Raw genomic sequence first — 16,293 nt, 5'->3', positions numbered from 1 at the left:
TGTAAATTATTCTGACAGTACAAACGGTGAGGTATATTTCGCCGCGTTTTCTTTAGTGATCAGCACGCAGTCAAACAGTTGCTTTTCCTGAGCCGCGCCGGTTTTACCAGTTTTCAAAAAGGTATCGGCTTCATCAATGGCTTTTGCAGCAAACACCGCCACAGGCTGCATCACCGTATAGGCCAGCGTGCCGGCTTTGACGGCGTCAACCGCATCAGGTGAACCATCAAAAGCGCCCACTTTAACCTGATCCAGTTTACCGGCCTCTTTCAGCGCGGCGATAGCGCCCAGTGCCATTTCATCATTACCGCTGATAACCCCTTTGATATCCGGGTGAGCCTGCAGCATTGACTGCATTTTGTTGTAACCTTGAGTGCGGTCCCAGTTGGCGACATCTTTCGCGACCTGTTTCAGGTCAGGATACTGCGACAGTACCGTGTCGTAACCGTTGGCGCGAGTTGCCGCGTTGTTGTCGGACTGAGAACCGAGCAGTTCTACATAATTGCCAGAATCACCTACTGCTTTAACCCACTGCATGGCACCCAGTGCTGCACCTTGCGCATTGTTTGAAACCAGCTGGGCTTTTGCCAGCCCGCTTTGGTTAAGCTCGGCGTTAATCACAAATACCGGGATACCGGCAGCAATGGCTTTTTTAACTGAACCGACGGAGCCGTCGGCATTGGCCGGGTCAAGAATAATCGCTTTAGATTTGTTGGTGATCGCCGTATCAATCAGCTGGCTTTCGGTGTTGGTATCGCCTTTATGGGCGCTGACCGTGGCGGAATAGCCCAATTTCTCGGCCTGTGCTTTGGCAACCTGACCTTCTGTGTACCAGTAAGGGTTGGACGGGTCGTTGACGATAATCGTCATCAGCCCTTTAGCCGCCCACGACGGGGTAGAGAACACCGTCATGGCGGCGACGGCGGCAATCATGATGAAACGTTTGCTGTTATGGAACATGTTGGATACTCCAGTGTTGTAGGGGTAGAGTTTTTCTTTTTTTATCAACCACAGACTACTTGCTGCGTCGCCCGTATTGCAGGGTGTTAAGCAGTACGGCCAGTACAATAACTGCACCGGTGAACACGGTTTGCCAATAGGCTGAAACGCCGATGATCACCAATCCATCAGAAAGAAAACCGATGACAAACGCGCCCAGCAGCGTACCGCGAACGTTGCCGCGACCGCCGGTCAGAGCCGCACCACCGATAACCACGGCGGCGATGGCGGTCAGTTCATAGGTCGTGCCTGCCGTTGGTCCAGCCGAGGTCAGCTGAGAAGAGAGCACCAGTCCTGCAATAGCCGCGCAGACGCCGGAAAGGACATAAACGGCAATTTTGACTTTTTTAACCGGTACGCCAGAGAGGTCGGCGGCGCGTTCATTGCCACCGGAGGCATACAGCCAGCGGCCAAACGCTGTACGGCTGAGTAAAAATCCGCAGGCCAGGGCAATGACTAACAGCGTCAAGACGCCAATCGGGATAGTAAAGATGCGGTTAAATCCGAGCCAGTCGAAACCGGTATTGCCCAGCGCGGCTTCACCCGAGAGCTTGTTGTAGGTCAGACCATTGGTCATCAGCAGGGCGATGCCGCGGGCAACATACAAAGAGCCGAGGGTGGCGACGAAGGCCGGCACGCGGAAAATGGCGATCAGTACGCCGTTGATAAGCCCGACGATGGCGCCCAGTGCGAGGGTCAAAATCACCACCGCCCACACCGGGAAGTAAAGAATGACGCCAAAGGCTTGCAGGTTGACGCCCTGCATCAGAAAGCCGGCGAACACGCCAGTCAGGCCAAGCGTTGAGCCAACCGACAGGTCGATGCCGCCGTTGAGGATAACCAGCAGCATGCCAATCGCGGGCAGGCCGAAGATAGCAACGTGAGACGCCATGGTCAGGAAATTGGCGGACTCAAAATAGTTCGGCGACAAGAATGAGAAAACCACAATAATCAGCAGCAGGGCAAAAAATGCCCGCCCCTCAAGCAGCAGCTTGGCCAGACTAAAGCCGCGCGAATTGGCCTTTTTTTTCACCGCCGGCGCATGCGGGGTGCTTAAAGCATGGGTTCTGTCGTTCATGATAATTCGTTTCCCATATTGGGTGAGATGAGATCTGTCGTGTTATGTGTCAGGCAACAAGCGATTCGCCTGAAGCGGCCATGATCTGTTCTTTACTGACGTTGGCATCGAAAATGGCGGAAATATGTCCTTTGCTCATGACCACGATTCGGTGTGCCACGCTCAGGCATTCACCCACTTCCGAGGTCGAATAGAGTACCGCCAATCCTCTGCGCGCGTTTTCTGCCAGCAGTTTGAACACCTCCGCCTTGGCGCCGATATCAATACCGCGGCTGGGTTCGTCGAGCAAAATAACCTTGGGATGGGTGGCCAGCATTTTACCAATCACCACTTTTTGCTGATTGCCTCCGGAGAGTGAACCGATGGTGGCTTCTCCGCCGGAGGTTTTCACCGTGACGTTGCGAATCGAGTCATTAACCAGCTGTTTTTCCCGTTTGGGGGAAAGCACCAACCGGCGCACAAATTCGCCGATGCTGGCTAAAGTGAGGTTTTCTCCTACGGTCATGGTCTGGATCAGACCGTCGCGCTGGCGATCTTCGGGCACCAGCGCCAGCCCGTTTTCGATACGGTCAGCGATGCTGAGTCCTGAAATTGGCCGGTTATTCAGTGTAATGGTGCCTTTTTCGGCGGACATGCGCCCGGCGATGCACTCCATCAGTTCGGTGCGCCCCGCGCCCATCAGGCCGTAGATACAGACAATTTCTCCCGCCCGCACCTCCAGCGACAGGTTATCGACCACTTTGATCCCGGTCGGGCCTTTCACCGTCAGCTGATTTACCGCGAGCGCAACGTTGCCAAACTCATAGCCGGTCGGCGGAGAGCCCAGATCGAAGTGCTCCCCCACCATGTTGCGTACGATCCACTCGAGGTTTATCTCTTCGCGTTTGGCGTAGGCGGTCATCACGCCGTCTCGCAGCACCACGGCGCGGTCGGTAATTTCCAGCGCTTCTTCTAAATGATGCGAAATATAAACGATGGCGACGCCGCGGCTGGTTAAATCACGAATAATTTTGAACAGTACTTCGACCTCGGTGGCACTCAGTGCAGAGGTCGGTTCGTCCATAATCAGGATGCGTGATTTCACCGACAGCGCGCGGGCAATTTCCACAATCTGCTGCTGGCCCAGGCGCAAGTCTTCTACCAGTGTCAGCGGATCGATATCCTCTTCAAGTTCCTCCATTAGCGAACGCGCGATGCGCTCCTCTTCGGCGAAATTAACCCCAGTGATGCCGTGAATTTCTCTGCCGACGAAGATGTTGTCGCGCACGTTCATGTTCGGCGACAGATTGAGTTCCTGATGAATTATTGAAATGCCGCATTCACGTGCCTGATTGGTCGAGGCAAACGTAATCGGCTCGCCGTTGAGAATAATTTGCCCTGAACTGGGTGTTACCACGCCGGAGAGGATCTTCATCAGCGTTGATTTACCCGCGCCGTTTTCGCCAAACAGGGTCGTCACCTGGCCGCAGCGAATGTCGAAATCGACCTCTTTCAGCGCGTGCGTTGATCCATAGACTTTACTGACATTGCGTGCCGACAGTACAACCTCACCTTCTGTGCGCGAGGTGTTGGCTTCGGCTGAGTTTAGGGTTTTCATTGCACCGTCATCCCTACAGGCGTAACCAGCCAGTTTTTCGGATTAAGCAGGCGGAACACGCCGGTAACCTTGACGGTTTTTCCCGTAAGGTGCTGATTATCAATGCTACCCAGCACCGCTTTTTTCATCGCCCGATTAATCCCGGATCCCGCGTTCTGGTACTCAATCTGATTTTTGAAATCGCCAAACTGAATAGTGCCGCTGGCATCGCGCAGGTCAGTGCCGTTTATTGCTGGGCCGGTCTGCAGCCGGACTCTAATGTCATCGGGCAGTCCGGCAACTTTCAGTGGATAAACACCCAATTCGCCTTCTCCTACGACGCCAGTCAGCGTGATAGAAAACACCGGCATTGGGTTGCCAACGCCGTATTTTGTCGCCGCCGCATTGGGGTCAGCGGCGATCGCCGACGCCAACGTTGAGGCATCAACTGCGCGTGCTTCGACGTTTTTCTGAATTTCAGGAAATGCTTTCTCGCCGTATTTATCCGGCGAGAAAGCCTGCTCGGCTATGTCTTCTGCAGAACCGATTTTGACCACTTTAGTATTCAGGCCAATGGCGGCGGCTACGGCCAGCGTCACGAGCAGGGCGATACCGAGCCTTTTTAGGGTTCTGGGCATCACCTGGTTTGAAAGGGTGCTTAGCGTCGTCATTGCGTTGACCTCATGGTGTCTTTTTTCGCGCTCATTAGGGTGTTATCCCACAGTTAGTGTGATTACTACCCTATCTTTACGTTATCTTCTGCGCTGCTCGATGTTATAAATATGATAACAAGTAGCGTTAAAAATGTGATAGCCAATAAATCTTGTCAACCGGTTTAGCCGATTTATTTCTGGTTGGAGATCTGGATCTCTTTCCTGACCTGTAAACGACGTTTTGTTGCTATTTTGAACATCTTGTCGCTGACTGATTTTGTGGGTTTTTTATTTAAATTATTGTTTGTATTATTAATTTATAATTATCACTGTGCGAGGTGATAAGAGGGTTGTGAAATCAACTTAAAAAAGAGTTCCGCCTATCCGCCGCGAATTTCCCTGGAGCTGGTCTATAAACAATAATGATTTTCACGTTAGATGTGATCAATTATGCAACAAAATTGTGATCAAACACGCTTACTCAATTGAAAAATTTTATTTTCAGTGAAAATTAATTCATTCTTCGTGTTAGGTTAGTGATATGTTTGGTTTGCCCTTCTACTTTCGGGAGTGATAAATGGATAACCGCGACATTATTCTCGGCATTGACTCCGGAACCTCGGTAGTAAAGGCCGTCGCGTTTGACCTTGAGGGTCAACAATTGGGCTGTGCCTCGGTAAGAAACACCTATCAGCGCGGTGAGGACGGCTCGGCACTGCAGTCAATGGACAGAACCTGGCAAGACTGCGTCTCGGCCATTCGACACTTGGCCGATGAGATTGAAAACCTCTCCTCGCGCGTGGTGGCGTTGGCTGTCACAGCGCAAGGCGACGGGACTTGGCTGGTGGGCAAAGACAATCGTCCGGTCGGTGATGCGTGGATCTGGCTTGATGCCCGCGCGGCTGAAACCGTTAAGGCGCTGGAGCATTCTGCACTTTCGCGTCAGCGCTTCGAAGCCACCGGCACGGGCCTCAATACCTGCCAGCAGGGCGCGCAGCTCGCCTATATGAACGGCAAAAACAGTCCTCATCGTCAGCAGCTCGAGCAAGCCGAAGTAGCGATGCACTGCAAGGACTGGCTGTATCTCAATCTCACCGGGGTGCGTGCCACCGACCCTTCAGAAGCCAGCTTTACCTTCGGCAACTTTCGTCATCGCGGTTATGAAGACGTGGTTATCGAGGCGTTGGGCCTCAGTGACCGCCGTTATCTGCTGCCTGAAATTGTTGAAGGCACCCAGGTTACACATCCGCTGACGGCAGAAGCGGCCGAGGCGATTGGGCTGCTGGCCGGAACGCCGGTTTGTCTGGGCTACGTCGATATGGTAATGACCGGATTAGGGGCTGGGGTTCATACCGGGCATAAAAACACCGCCTGCTCGATTATTGGCTCTACCGGTGTTCATATGCGCTCGGTGCACTCTTCCGAGGTATTTCTAAATCAGCAACAAACTGGCTACGTCATCACGCTGCCTTCGCCGCATCAGGTGACGCAGGTGCAAACCAATATGGCGTCAACGCTGAATCTGGACTGGTTGCTGAACATGACGTTGTCTTTAATAGAGGAGTTTGGCGGCACGGCAGATCACGCCACGCTGGTTAAGCATCTCGACAAATGGCTAGCGACAACGCATCCCGACGGCCTGATGTATCACCCTTATATCTCCCTCGCCGGGGAGCGCGGCCCTTTTGTTAATGCCGATGCGCGCGCCAGTTTTATTGGGCTGCGCTACAGCCACGGCTATGCCGATTTACTGAGAGCGGTAATAGAAGGTATCGGCATGGCCTCGCGCGACTGTTATCAAGTCATGTCTGACCTTCCTCCCCGCGAACTGCGTCTTTCCGGCGGCGCGGTGCGCTCGGCCAAGGTGCGGCAAATTATGTCGGCCTGCATTGGTGCGCCGGTGCGCGTTAGCACCCGCGACGAGGCCGGTGCTGCCGGTGCGGCGATGATGGCCGCGGTGGCTATCGGCGCCTATCCGAATATGGACAGTTGCATCGCCACCTGGGTTACGCCGCTGCTTAGCGCTGCCGAAGCCCCGCCGGCCGAGTTGAATGAACATTATCGTCGGCTTTTTGCAACCTATCAGCAAACGCGTCTCACTTTACCGCCGGTGTGGACTGAGCTGCAGTCAATTCATAAAGGAGTAAACAATGAGTGAGTCAGGCTTGTTGGATGTTTTCGTTATTGGCGGCGGGATTAACGGTGCCGGTATTGCCCGCGATGCTGCCGGGCGAGGACTGTCAGTTATGATGTGCGAGAAAGACGATTTGGCACAGGGCACTTCTTCGCGCTCCGGCAAGTTGGTGCACGGCGGCCTGCGTTATCTCGAATATTATGAATTTCGCCTGGTTCGTGAGGCGCTGATTGAGCGCGAAGTGTTGCTTAATTCTGCCTGCCATATCATTTGGCCGATGCGCTTTGTGCTGCCACATAGCCCGCAGGACAGGCCCGCCTGGCTGGTTCGTCTGGGACTCTTTCTTTATGACCATCTCGGAGGCCGCAAAAAACTGCCCGGTACCCGTTCACTGAATCTTGAGCGTTGCCCGGAAGGGGCGCCGCTGCTTAACCGCTATCAACGGGGCTTTGAGTATTCCGACTGCTGGGTGGATGATGCCCGACTGGTCACCCTAAATGCGTTGGATGCCAAAGAGAAGGGCGCAACGATTGCCACCCGTACCACCTGTGTGTCTGCCAAGCGCAGCCCAGACCGCTGGAATATTACCCTGCGTGATGAAAACAGCGGTGAGCTGCGTCAGGTGAGCGCCCGCGTGCTGATTAACGCCGCGGGTCCGTGGGTGTTGGACATCGTTAATCAGGTGACGCACACCACCAGTTCCCGCAAGGTGCGGCTGGTGAAAGGTTCCCACATTATTGTGCCGAAGTTCTGGGAAGGTCAGCAGGCCTATCTGGTGCAAAACCATGATAAACGAGTAATATTTATCAATCCCTATGAGGGAGACAAAGCGCTCATTGGCACCACCGATATTCCCTATCAAGGTCGCGCAGAAGACGTGGTGGCCGATGAAAGCGAAATTCAATACCTGATGGATGCGGTGAATCGCTATTTTAAAGTGAAACTGCGCCGCGAGGACGTGATTACTCACTTCTCAGGCGTGCGTCCGCTGTTTGACGACGGCAAAGGCAATCCTTCGGCTGTCACCCGCGACTACGTCTTTGACTTGGATACCCAAGGCGGCGCGCCCTTGCTGCACGTTTTTGGCGGCAAAATTACCACCTTCCGCAAACTGGCCGAGCATGCCATGCAGCGCCTGACGCCCTTTTTACCCCATATGGGACCGGACTGGACGCGAGAGGGCGTATTGCCCGGCGGTGAAATTGAGCACGCTGATTTCGACACCTTCAGTCAACAGCTCCAGCAGGATTACCCTTGGTTGCCGCAGGCGTTACGCAAGCATTATGGTCGTCTTTACGGTGCGCGAACCCGCGACATTATTGGCGGCGCGACGTCGCTTTCGAGCCTTGGCCGTCATTTTGGCCGTCAGTTTTATGAGGCCGAAGCGCGCTATCTGGTGAAAACCGAGTGGGCGCAACGCGCTGAGGACATCCTCAAGCGTCGCACCAAACACGGGCTGCACCTTACACCAGAGCAAACTGCGGCTTTTGAACAGTGGTTTGAACAGACGCTGGGTGCACGACCGCCGGTGATTTTGCAGGCCAATGTCGGCTGATTAAGGGGGCAATGATGGCACTCACTCTGTCTTTGAACACCAATCCGCTGGTTAACCGCTTTGCGCAGCCGGAGGATCTGATTTACACCGTCGCGCGAGAAATCCGCATTCGTGACCTGCAACTGACCCACGAATTTATTAATCCATCCTGGCCCGCTGCAACCTTGCGCCGCCTGGCGCGCCGAATGAATGCCGCGATGGCGAGCACCGGCGTGCGCGTCACGTCGGGCATGACTGGCCCTTACGGACGGCTCAATCATTTTGGTCATCCCGATGCTGACGTGCGCCGCTATTATCTGGATTGGTTTAAAACCTTTGCTGATATCACCGCCGATTTGGGGGGCAAATCGGTCGGTTCGCAATTTGCTATCTTTACTTATCAAGATTATGACTATCCCGCACGACGTGAAGCACTGCAAAATATCGCCGTTGATTGCTGGTGCGAAGTGGCGGAGCATGCCAAAGCCGCAGGCCTGGAGTTTCTTTTTTGGGAACCGATGAGCGTGGGCAGAGAGTTTGGCGAAACCCTTCAAGCCAGTTTGAGTCTGCAAAAACGGCTGACCGAGGCGTCAATGGCGATACCGATGTGGATGATGGCTGACATCGATCACGGCGATGTCAGCTCTGATAATCCCGAGGACTATGACCCTTACGCCTGGGCCGCTGCCGTACCTCGCTTCTCGCCAATTATTCATATTAAGCAAAGTATGTTAGATAAAGGTGGTCATCGCCCCTTCACTGCGCAGTATAATGCTAATGGCCGAATTCAACCCGAGCCGTTACTTGATGCTTTTGCCCGCGGGGGAGCAAAGGACAACGAAATTTGTCTGGAGCTAAGTTTCAAAGAGCGTGAGCCCAGCGACAGGCAGGTTGTCGCACAGATTGCCGAAAGCGTGGCTTTCTGGGCACCGCATATTGATGCCGGCGGCCAGCATTTATCACTATAACGGCTGTGTTATCGTGGATGATAAGGGCGATTCCCTTGATTATAATGATGAATATTATTGAACCTTTACTGGAGTTTTTATGACCGCCCCTATTAAGATTGCCTACATCAAAGCCAACTGGCACGCCGATATTGTTAACCAGACGCTGGTAGGTTTTAAACAGTATTTGGAAACCCATCAGCAGGCGTATGAGCTTGAAGTGTTTGACGTCCCCGGCGCATTTGAAATGCCTTTGCTGGCCAAGCGTTTGGCCCAGCGTGGCAACATTGATGCTGTAGTTTGCGCCGCTTTGGTGGTTGACGGGGGCATTTATCGCCATGATTTTGTTGCGCAGGCAGTGGTTAGCGGCCTGATGCAGGTTCAGCTAGAGACCGACGTGCCGGTGTTTTCCGTTTCACTGACCCCACACAACTTCCAGCCAGAAAAAGAGTTCACCGAGTTCTACCATACGCACTTCGTCAAAAAAGGCGCAGAAGCAGCCAAGGCCGTTTGCATGGTTCACGCTATTAAATGATCGCGACGGTTTTGAGGTAATCCATGAAACATTCTTCCTCGCAGGCGGACGCTGACGACTCCCTTGCACTACGAGCCGCTTGGCTGCACTACGTAGGAGGACTGACTCAGGCAGACGTTGCAAAACGTCTGGGGTTACCTTCCCTAAAAACCCATCGAATGATCGCCCGCGTGGTGGCCGACGGTGCGGTAAAAGTGACCATCGACGGCGATATCGTCGAGTGTGTCGAGCTTGAGGATCGGCTGCGAGACAATTTTGGCTTGAGCTTTTGTCGGGTTGCGCCAGATTTGGCCGAAAGCGGCCTGCCGGTCAGAGCATTGGGCATGGCGGGCGCAGACTATTTGCGCAGCCTGCTGGTTTCCGACCAACTGACGACCTTGGGACTGGGGCATGGCCGCACGTTGTCTTCTGTGGTGCATCAACTGCCGCGCATCGATGCGCAACGGGTACAGTTTGTTTCGCTGTTGGGCTGTCTGACGCGCAATTATGCACTTAATCCGCACGACGTTATGCACCGCATCGCCGAAAAAACCGGTGCACACGCCTACATCATGCCAGTGCCATTTTTAGCCAATACCGTTGAAGACAAAGAAGTTCTCCTGTCGCAACGCGGGGTGAGAGAGGTTTTCTCGATGGCCGAAAGTGCCGAAGTTAAACTGGTAGGCATTGGTACGGTTGAAGCCGCGGCGCAGTTGGTGGAAGCCGGTATGGTGCAAGAAGACGAAATGCAGGATATTTCATCCTCCGGCGGCGTGGGCGAGTTAATAGGGCATTTCTTTGACCGCCACGGCCGCGCCATCAATACCCAACTCACCGCCAGAACGCTGGCCGTGACGCTGGATACCAATCGCGCCGATAAAATTGTGGCGATCGCCGGCGGTGAAAATAAAATCGACGCGATCCGCGCCGTGCTGGCCAGCGGCCTGCTGCACGGCTTGATCACCGATGAAATTACCGCCAGTGCGCTGGTCAGAAAGTAATTAAATAACGGTTAGAGGGCGCTGCTGGTTTCATGCAGATGGCGCCACACAATGTTACCTTGCGCCGTGCGTTCAAACACCGCGGTGGAATAACGCCGCGTTGTGATGTCGGCAAGTCGTTGCTTTTCCTGATAACTTATCACAGCGCCGGTTGGCCATTCCGCCACCGTGCGCAGATCAAACACCTCAATCTCCAGTCCACTTTTTGCCGAACCATTGGCGCGGAAAAATCCGCACAGCCCGGCAAAGTCCAGCGCATTTCCCGCGATGCCAATCATGCTGTACTGCTCGCTGAAGCGGGCAATCAGCCGATCGCAGACCTCTTCAGGCACCTCGCCTTCGCCCAGCCATTGCTCAATTAAGCGATGGGCTTCAATGACTTCATTAAAGTACGGATTAGTGTGCGGCATAATATTTCCTGTTTTATGGAGTGAGCCTGGCGACAATGCGACGATTATCAATACGCAGGCAGAGCGCTATGGGGAGTAGGGTACTGAGTGCGGCGAGGGCAAAACAGCTGCGATAGGCGGCACTTGCCGGTTGCAGCGTCGAAAGCAGATTATACAACAACCCCATTAGCGTGACGCCGAGGCAAAAACTTAGCTGGCGATTAATATTCCACAGCGCGCTGGCATCGCTAAGTTGGGCATTGTCGATATCGATAAAGGCTGCGCTCTGCGCCGTGCTACTGCAAAGACTGCTGCCAAAGCCCATCAGGGCAAAGCAAACAATTTGAGTGATTCTGTCATCTGCCGCACCAATCAGCGTGAGTCCTGCCAGGCCGCAGCCGTTGATAATGCATCCTGCAATAAACAGCGGACGTGGACCAAGGTGATTGAATTTTTTACCGGTCAGGCTAATGGCCAAAAAGGCAGCCAGTGCCCAAGGCAGCATCAGTTCACCCACCTGCGTGGCAGGCATCCCTAGCTGGTTTTGCAAATACAGCATCGTCAGCAGACTAACACCTGTGAAAACGCCGGGCACCAGTTGATAAATAAGCATGGAAATTTTAAACAGCGGCAGTCTGGCAAGCCGCAGATTGAGCAGCGGGTGAGGCTTGTGCAGCGACCGGCGAATGAAAAATAGCAGGGTTGCTATCCCAGCCAGCAGTAACAGTGCACCGATAAGTTGGGTGCCGTTGCCGCCCAGCAGCGTCAGCCCGAGAAGAATCAGCAGCAGCGCGGCACAGGAGGTCAGTAATCCGCCCACGTCTAACTTCTCGGCAGGCAAAGCAGATTTTTCCCTACGCAGCCAAAGGGCCGCCAACAACAGGTTCAACGCCGCCAGTGGAACGGAGGCAAAAAACACCCAGCGCCAGCCAACGTTGTCGGCAATAACCCCGCCCAATGCCGGTGAAAGCGCAGGCGCCAGAAGCCCCACCAGCATAATTATCGCCGAAAGACGCGCACGTTGGCTTGGGGGATAAAGTGCATAAGTCAGCGTCTGTCCAATCGGGATCAGCAGGCCGCCGCCCAAGCCCTGCACAACCCGCCAGCCTATCAACGCAGCCAGCGAATGGGCGGTGCCCGCACCCATCGTGGCCGCCAAAAAGATCATTAACGAAAGCAACAAAAGGCGCCTGGCACCGAGTCGGCTGGCTAACCAGCGGCTGGCGGGGATAACCAGCGTAAGACCGACAATGTAACCGTTGCTTATCCACGCCAACTGCTCCACGTTGGCCTGAAAGTGGTGCGAGATTGCCGGATAGGCCACGTTGGAAATAAACATATTAATCAGGTCGATAAAGAATCCGAGCAGGTAAACGACAGCGACGCGCGTGCGATAATTCATGGGGTTCTCCGCAAATGAGCGCCGAGTGTAATCCACATAATCAGGCGGATAAACCGCACGTCAGCAGTTACACTGTCAAAAATATTTTGACAGTGGGTGGGGCAATGCTGAATTTTCAACGAGTAGAGATATTCGTCAACGTGGCGGCAGCGGGAAGTTTCACCGCCGCCGCCGGTGCGATGGGGCTGACCAAGGCGGTGGTGAGTTTTAATATCAAGCAGCTGGAGGCCGAACTCGGCGTCGCCCTGCTGCATCGTACGACCCGCCGCGTTTCATTAACTGGCGCAGGGGAGGGATTTTATCAACGCTGTTTACTGCTGCTGCAGGATGCTGAAAGCGTACTGGACGAGGTTCGCCACGACCATCATGGGCTAAGTGGCGTGCTGCGATTAACCACCACGCCTGAATATGGCGCGCGTAAAGTCGTGCCTGCACTGAGTACGTTTGCCGAAAGGCATCCTCAGCTGCGGGTGCAGTTAGTGTCGTCGTCCGCGCATAGCGATTTAATTTCAGACCGCTTTGACGTCGCAATCCGGCTAGGTCAACTTGCAGATTCCACCCATCACGCTACGCTTATCGACAGTTTTGATATTTTACCGGTTGCTTCACCGGCTTATTTACAGCGCTTTGCACCGCAGGGCATTCATTCGCTAGCGCAGTTAGCGCAGGCGCGATGGATTGCCCACAGTCGTTTATCGACGCCGCTGAGTTGGGTGGTGACCACGCCACACAAGCACAGTTGTCTTTTTAACGTTGAGCCGGGTGCATCAATCATGGCCGACAGCGCGGCGGCGCTGTTGTCGTTTGCCCTCAACGCAGCCGGTGTCGCGCTTTTGCCCGCCTGGCTTGTGGCTGACGAAATTGCGCAACAGAAACTGACGGTGTTGCTTGCGGATCACCACTTTCCGCGTCAAGGGATTTATGCGCTGTATCCCAATACGCGCTATGTGCCGGAGAAGGTGAGACTGTTTATTGAGCATCTTAAGAACAGGATTTAACGCACGAGAAGAAGTGTGATCCAGGTCACATTTCATCGGTATAACTTATCTATTTCAATTTATACATAGTTAATACCTATTAGCCCTGGGATATATCGCGATAGCGGGGAAATAATTAATGAAAATATCGTTGAAGAATTAGCGGTAAATAGGCCGTGTAAATAAGTGCGGCATTTGGCGCGATTAGTCGACAGTTGACGTTTTGTAAAGGCCGGTTAAGCGAAATTATGTCTAATAATTGCGCGTAAACAGGCGTGAGCGGTTACATTTTAGCGGCTTTTGCTTTGCATAATAACCCGTGGGTTGGTGTTGATAAATCAGTAGTCGGAATATTGTCGGTCGGGTAAATCCGTTTTATAACGCGGGTGATTTCGACATGTTTGGCCGGTTTTGTCCGCCTTTTTTGTTTTTATATAATTGATTTTTAATGATTTATTTAAAATAATTATTTCTGTGATACAAGTGTGAAAAGCCGTTTTTAAATAATGGTTTATAGATATGATTCATGTATTTTATGTGTGTAATCGATTACACTGATTGGAAGATACATATTTTATACGTACAGATAACTTTAAAAATCATGCACGTTAACTCTGCGTGCTATAATTTTTAAAATACGGCCATTCTGTAAAGTTCTGTATATACTCTCCGTTCGTTTAAATTTATATTATGCAGCTGCGTGACACCGTCTCTGGGGATTGCGTGCCTTGATTGACTTATTCATCTACGTTAAGGGCGCGTGAGCAGGCTTAACTTTAAAAATCGAAAACTTTCCGTGAATAACAAAACTTCAATTTCAACTTTTGTTTTATTGTCTATGTTTCAGCCGTTATCAGTCAGTTATGCGCAAACGTCCGCACCTGCTGATAAGCCGTCTGCCGCTGACAAAAAGGTTAAGTCCGATTCCCAAGGCAACACGCTGCTTATTGTTGCGCAACAGCAAAACGGTGGACTGTCGGAGCTCGATACGCCCGCTGCGGTGAGCGTAGTCAATGGTGACGATGTGCGTGACAGCCGGCCTCAGGTCAATCTGTCGGAAAGTTTAACCGGCGTTCCTGGCCTGCAGGTTCAAAATCGTCAAAACTATTCGCAAGATCTCCAGCTTTCCGTACGCGGCTTTGGCAGCAGCTCGACTTATGGCGTGAGCGGCGTGCGTATTTACGTTGACGGCATTCCGGCGACCATGCCTGACGGGCAGGGACAGACGTCGAACATCGACCTTAGCTCTGTTGATAAAATTGACGTTCTGCGCGGGCCGTTCTCAGCGCTTTACGGCAATGCCTCGGGCGGCGTCGTTAACGTCGAAACACAAACCGGCCAACAGCCGACCACGTTAACCGCCGGGACTTACTTCGGCAGCTACGGCTCATTTCGCAACAGCGTAAAAGCCTCAGGTTCGACCGGCGACGGCACCCACGCCGGTGACGTAAATTACACCATTTCAGCCTCACGCTTTACCACGCAGGGCTTTCGCGACCACAGTTCGGCACGTAAAAATTTGGGCAACGGCAAACTTGGCGTGCGCATCGACGATCGCAGCACCCTGACGCTGATGTTCAACAGTGTCTCCGTCGACGCGGGTGACCCAGGCGGGTTGACCGAATCCGAATGGAAGGCCAACCCGACGCAGTCTCCGCGTGCCGATCAGTACAACACCCGCAAGTCGATAGATCAGACTCAGGTCGGTTTGCGCTATGTGCGCGAAATGACGGACAACGACGAGCTGAGCATCATGACCTATAAGGGTGAACGTCACACCACGCAGTATCAGTCAATTCCCCCGGGGCCACAGGCGAGTCCAGCCTATCCGGGCGGGGTGATCGTGCTCGAACGTCGCTATCAGGGCATCGACACCCGTTGGAAACACGACGGCCAGTTAGGCGCGGTGCCGGTCACGCTGATTGGCGGTCTGGACTATGAAACCATGACGGAACGCCGCATGGGGTACAAAAACTTTATCGTTGAAAACGGCGTTAACGAGTATGGCGTCAAGGGTGACGAGCGCCGCAACGAAAAGAACAAGATGTGGAATCTTGACCCTTATTTGCAGAGCACCTGGAAACTGACCGACCGCTGGACGCTGAATGCGGGCGTGCGCTACAGCACCGTCAGTTTCAGCTCAAAAGATTATTACATCGTTCCCGGCAATGGTGACGATAGCGGCAGCACGCGCTATCACAAAGCGTTGCCAATGGGATCGCTGAGCTATGCGCTGACGCCGGCCTCAAATCTCTATGTTTCAGCGGGACGCGGCTTCGAAACGCCAACCATTAACCAACTTTCATATCGCCCCGACGGTTCTACTGGTTTGAACATCAACCTGAAACCGTCGACCAGTAATACCGTTGAGCTGGGCAGTAAAACGCGCATTGGCTATGGCCTGCTGACGGCGGCTATTTTCCAGACTGACACCGATAATGACTTGGCGGTTGCGACCAGCGGCAGCGGACGTAGCAGTTACGCCAACGTCGGCAAAACGCGCCGTCGCGGTCTTGAGTTGTCATTCGACCAGCAGTTTGCCTCTGACTGGCGTTTGCGCATGGCCTGGACGCTGCTTGATGCCACCTATCGAGACAACGTGAATACCTCGGTCAGCAACATTCCCGCAGGCAACAAGCTGCCGGGCATTGCGCGTAACTCGGCCTATGCTTCATTGGGTTGGGCGCCGCCTGAGGGCTTCCACGCCGGAGCCGAGCTGCGTTACATGAGCGATATTCAGGCCAACGATGCCAACACGGCGCAGGCTCCGGCCTACACCCTCACCAGCCTCAATGCCGGTTACCGACTTAACTGGCGCAGCAACTGGTCACTGGACCTGTTTACCCGCGTCGACAACCTGTTTAACCGCCACTACGTCGGCTCGGTTATCGTGAATGAAACCAATAGCCGTTATTTTGAACCGGCACCTGGAAGAAATTGGGGCGGCGGCGCAACGCTTACCTATACTTTCGAATAATTGCTGAAGAAAACTACATTGGCTCCCGCCAGGGAACAGGACAGGGCCTTTACAGAACCTAGAGCAAGCTGGCTCTTAACGCCGATTTAACCGGGTGTTAAAGAGGGCTTGC

At 53.5% G+C, this 16,293-nt stretch carries 13 protein-coding genes; 7 read left to right on the top strand and 6 right to left on the bottom strand.

Annotated elements, in window-relative coordinates; genetic code table 11:
* Nucleotides 1-6: 6 nt before the first annotated feature.
* Genes GA565_RS19575 through GA565_RS19560 form a run of 4 tightly spaced genes read right to left on the bottom strand, consistent with a single transcriptional unit; the run spans nt 7 to nt 4,324 of the window.
* Nucleotides 7-960, bottom strand: a complete 954-nt coding sequence (locus GA565_RS19575) for a D-ribose ABC transporter substrate-binding protein (protein WP_152200228.1) — start codon at nt 958-960, stop codon at nt 7-9.
* A gap of 55 nt (nt 961-1,015) precedes the next feature.
* Entirely contained in the window at nt 1,016-2,077 is a 1,062-nt protein-coding gene (locus tag GA565_RS19570) for an ABC transporter permease (RefSeq protein WP_193311938.1), read from the bottom strand.
* 49 nt (nt 2,078-2,126) lie between these two features.
* Nucleotides 2,127-3,674 carry a sugar ABC transporter ATP-binding protein gene (locus GA565_RS19565; protein ID WP_152200226.1) on the bottom strand — a complete coding sequence of 516 codons (1,548 nt, stop codon included), beginning with the start codon at nt 3,672-3,674 and terminating at the stop codon, nt 2,127-2,129.
* A complete protein-coding gene (locus tag GA565_RS19560; RefSeq protein ID WP_152200225.1) occupies nt 3,671-4,324 on the bottom strand; it encodes a DUF2291 family protein in 654 nt (217 codons plus the stop codon). Before GA565_RS19560 ends, GA565_RS19565 begins: the two co-directional genes overlap by 4 nt.
* 559 nt (nt 4,325-4,883) lie before the next feature.
* On the opposite strand from GA565_RS19560, the gene GA565_RS19555 reads away from it, so the two are divergent.
* The 5 genes from GA565_RS19555 to GA565_RS19535 all read left to right on the top strand — a co-directional run bounded on the left by GA565_RS19555 (nt 4,884) and on the right by GA565_RS19535 (nt 10,436).
* Nucleotides 4,884-6,464: an FGGY-family carbohydrate kinase gene (locus GA565_RS19555; RefSeq protein ID WP_152200223.1), complete on the top strand. Its 1,581-nt coding sequence runs from the start codon at nt 4,884-4,886 to the stop codon at nt 6,462-6,464.
* On the top strand, nt 6,457-7,995 hold the full coding sequence (locus GA565_RS19550; RefSeq protein WP_152200221.1) for a glycerol-3-phosphate dehydrogenase: 1,539 nt from the start codon (nt 6,457-6,459) through the stop codon (nt 7,993-7,995). The genes GA565_RS19555 and GA565_RS19550 overlap by 8 nt, the downstream gene beginning before the upstream one ends.
* 14 nt (nt 7,996-8,009) lie before the next feature.
* The gene (locus GA565_RS19545; RefSeq protein ID WP_152201632.1) at nt 8,010-8,942 is read left to right on the top strand and encodes a sugar phosphate isomerase/epimerase; all 933 of its coding nucleotides are present in this window, start codon (nt 8,010-8,012) and stop codon (nt 8,940-8,942) included.
* 79 nt (nt 8,943-9,021) lie between these two features.
* Nucleotides 9,022-9,456 (top strand): 6,7-dimethyl-8-ribityllumazine synthase, encoded by a 435-nt coding sequence (locus GA565_RS19540; RefSeq protein WP_084983012.1) that lies wholly within the window; start codon nt 9,022-9,024, stop codon nt 9,454-9,456.
* 23 nt (nt 9,457-9,479) lie between these two features.
* Complete coding sequence (locus GA565_RS19535; protein WP_152200219.1) at nt 9,480-10,436, top strand: sugar-binding transcriptional regulator; 957 nt, start codon at nt 9,480-9,482, stop codon at nt 10,434-10,436.
* 11 nt (nt 10,437-10,447) lie between these two features.
* Here GA565_RS19535 and GA565_RS19530 read toward each other — a convergent pair whose 3' ends face one another.
* On the bottom strand, nt 10,448-10,846 hold the full coding sequence (locus GA565_RS19530; RefSeq protein WP_152200217.1) for a DUF4440 domain-containing protein: 399 nt from the start codon (nt 10,844-10,846) through the stop codon (nt 10,448-10,450).
* A 13-nt stretch (nt 10,847-10,859) separates the two neighbouring features.
* Nucleotides 10,860-12,227 carry an MFS transporter gene (locus GA565_RS19525; RefSeq protein ID WP_152200216.1) on the bottom strand — a complete coding sequence of 456 codons (1,368 nt, stop codon included), beginning with the start codon at nt 12,225-12,227 and terminating at the stop codon, nt 10,860-10,862.
* Between the two features lie 104 nt (nt 12,228-12,331).
* On the opposite strand from GA565_RS19525, the gene GA565_RS19520 reads away from it, so the two are divergent.
* Nucleotides 12,332-13,225 carry a LysR family transcriptional regulator gene (locus tag GA565_RS19520; protein ID WP_152200214.1) on the top strand — a complete coding sequence of 298 codons (894 nt, stop codon included), beginning with the start codon at nt 12,332-12,334 and terminating at the stop codon, nt 13,223-13,225.
* Between the two features lie 775 nt (nt 13,226-14,000).
* Nucleotides 14,001-16,181, top strand: coding sequence for a TonB-dependent receptor PqqU (gene pqqU / locus GA565_RS19515; protein WP_370518068.1), 2,181 nt, complete (start codon nt 14,001-14,003; stop codon nt 16,179-16,181).
* Nucleotides 16,182-16,293 lie beyond the last annotated feature (112 nt).

Source organism: Rouxiella sp. S1S-2 (genome assembly GCF_009208105.1).
Classification (GTDB): Bacteria; Pseudomonadota; Gammaproteobacteria; order Enterobacterales; family Enterobacteriaceae; genus Rouxiella.
Note: the sequence above shows the minus strand (reverse complement) of the source record. Positions and strands in the feature narration are given on the sequence as shown.

Excerpts from the sequence above, each read along its gene's own strand:
- GA565_RS19525 (WP_152200216.1), bottom strand. The coding sequence starts at position 12,227 with ATGAATTATCGCACGCGCGTCGCTGTCGTTTACCTGCTCGGATTCTTT.
- GA565_RS19560 (WP_152200225.1), bottom strand. The coding sequence starts at position 4,324 with ATGACGACGCTAAGCACCCTTTCAAACCAGGTGATGCCCAGAACCCTA.
- GA565_RS19520 (WP_152200214.1), top strand. The coding sequence starts at position 12,332 with ATGCTGAATTTTCAACGAGTAGAGATATTCGTCAACGTGGCGGCAGCG.
- GA565_RS19540 (WP_084983012.1), top strand. The coding sequence starts at position 9,022 with ATGACCGCCCCTATTAAGATTGCCTACATCAAAGCCAACTGGCACGCC.
- GA565_RS19575 (WP_152200228.1), bottom strand. The coding sequence starts at position 960 with ATGTTCCATAACAGCAAACGTTTCATCATGATTGCCGCCGTCGCCGCC.
- GA565_RS19535 (WP_152200219.1), top strand. The coding sequence starts at position 9,480 with ATGAAACATTCTTCCTCGCAGGCGGACGCTGACGACTCCCTTGCACTA.
- GA565_RS19555 (WP_152200223.1), top strand. The coding sequence starts at position 4,884 with ATGGATAACCGCGACATTATTCTCGGCATTGACTCCGGAACCTCGGTA.
- GA565_RS19550 (WP_152200221.1), top strand. The coding sequence starts at position 6,457 with ATGAGTGAGTCAGGCTTGTTGGATGTTTTCGTTATTGGCGGCGGGATT.
- GA565_RS19565 (WP_152200226.1), bottom strand. The coding sequence starts at position 3,674 with ATGAAAACCCTAAACTCAGCCGAAGCCAACACCTCGCGCACAGAAGGT.
- GA565_RS19545 (WP_152201632.1), top strand. The coding sequence starts at position 8,010 with ATGGCACTCACTCTGTCTTTGAACACCAATCCGCTGGTTAACCGCTTT.
- GA565_RS19570 (WP_193311938.1), bottom strand. The coding sequence starts at position 2,077 with ATGAACGACAGAACCCATGCTTTAAGCACCCCGCATGCGCCGGCGGTG.
- GA565_RS19530 (WP_152200217.1), bottom strand. The coding sequence starts at position 10,846 with ATGCCGCACACTAATCCGTACTTTAATGAAGTCATTGAAGCCCATCGC.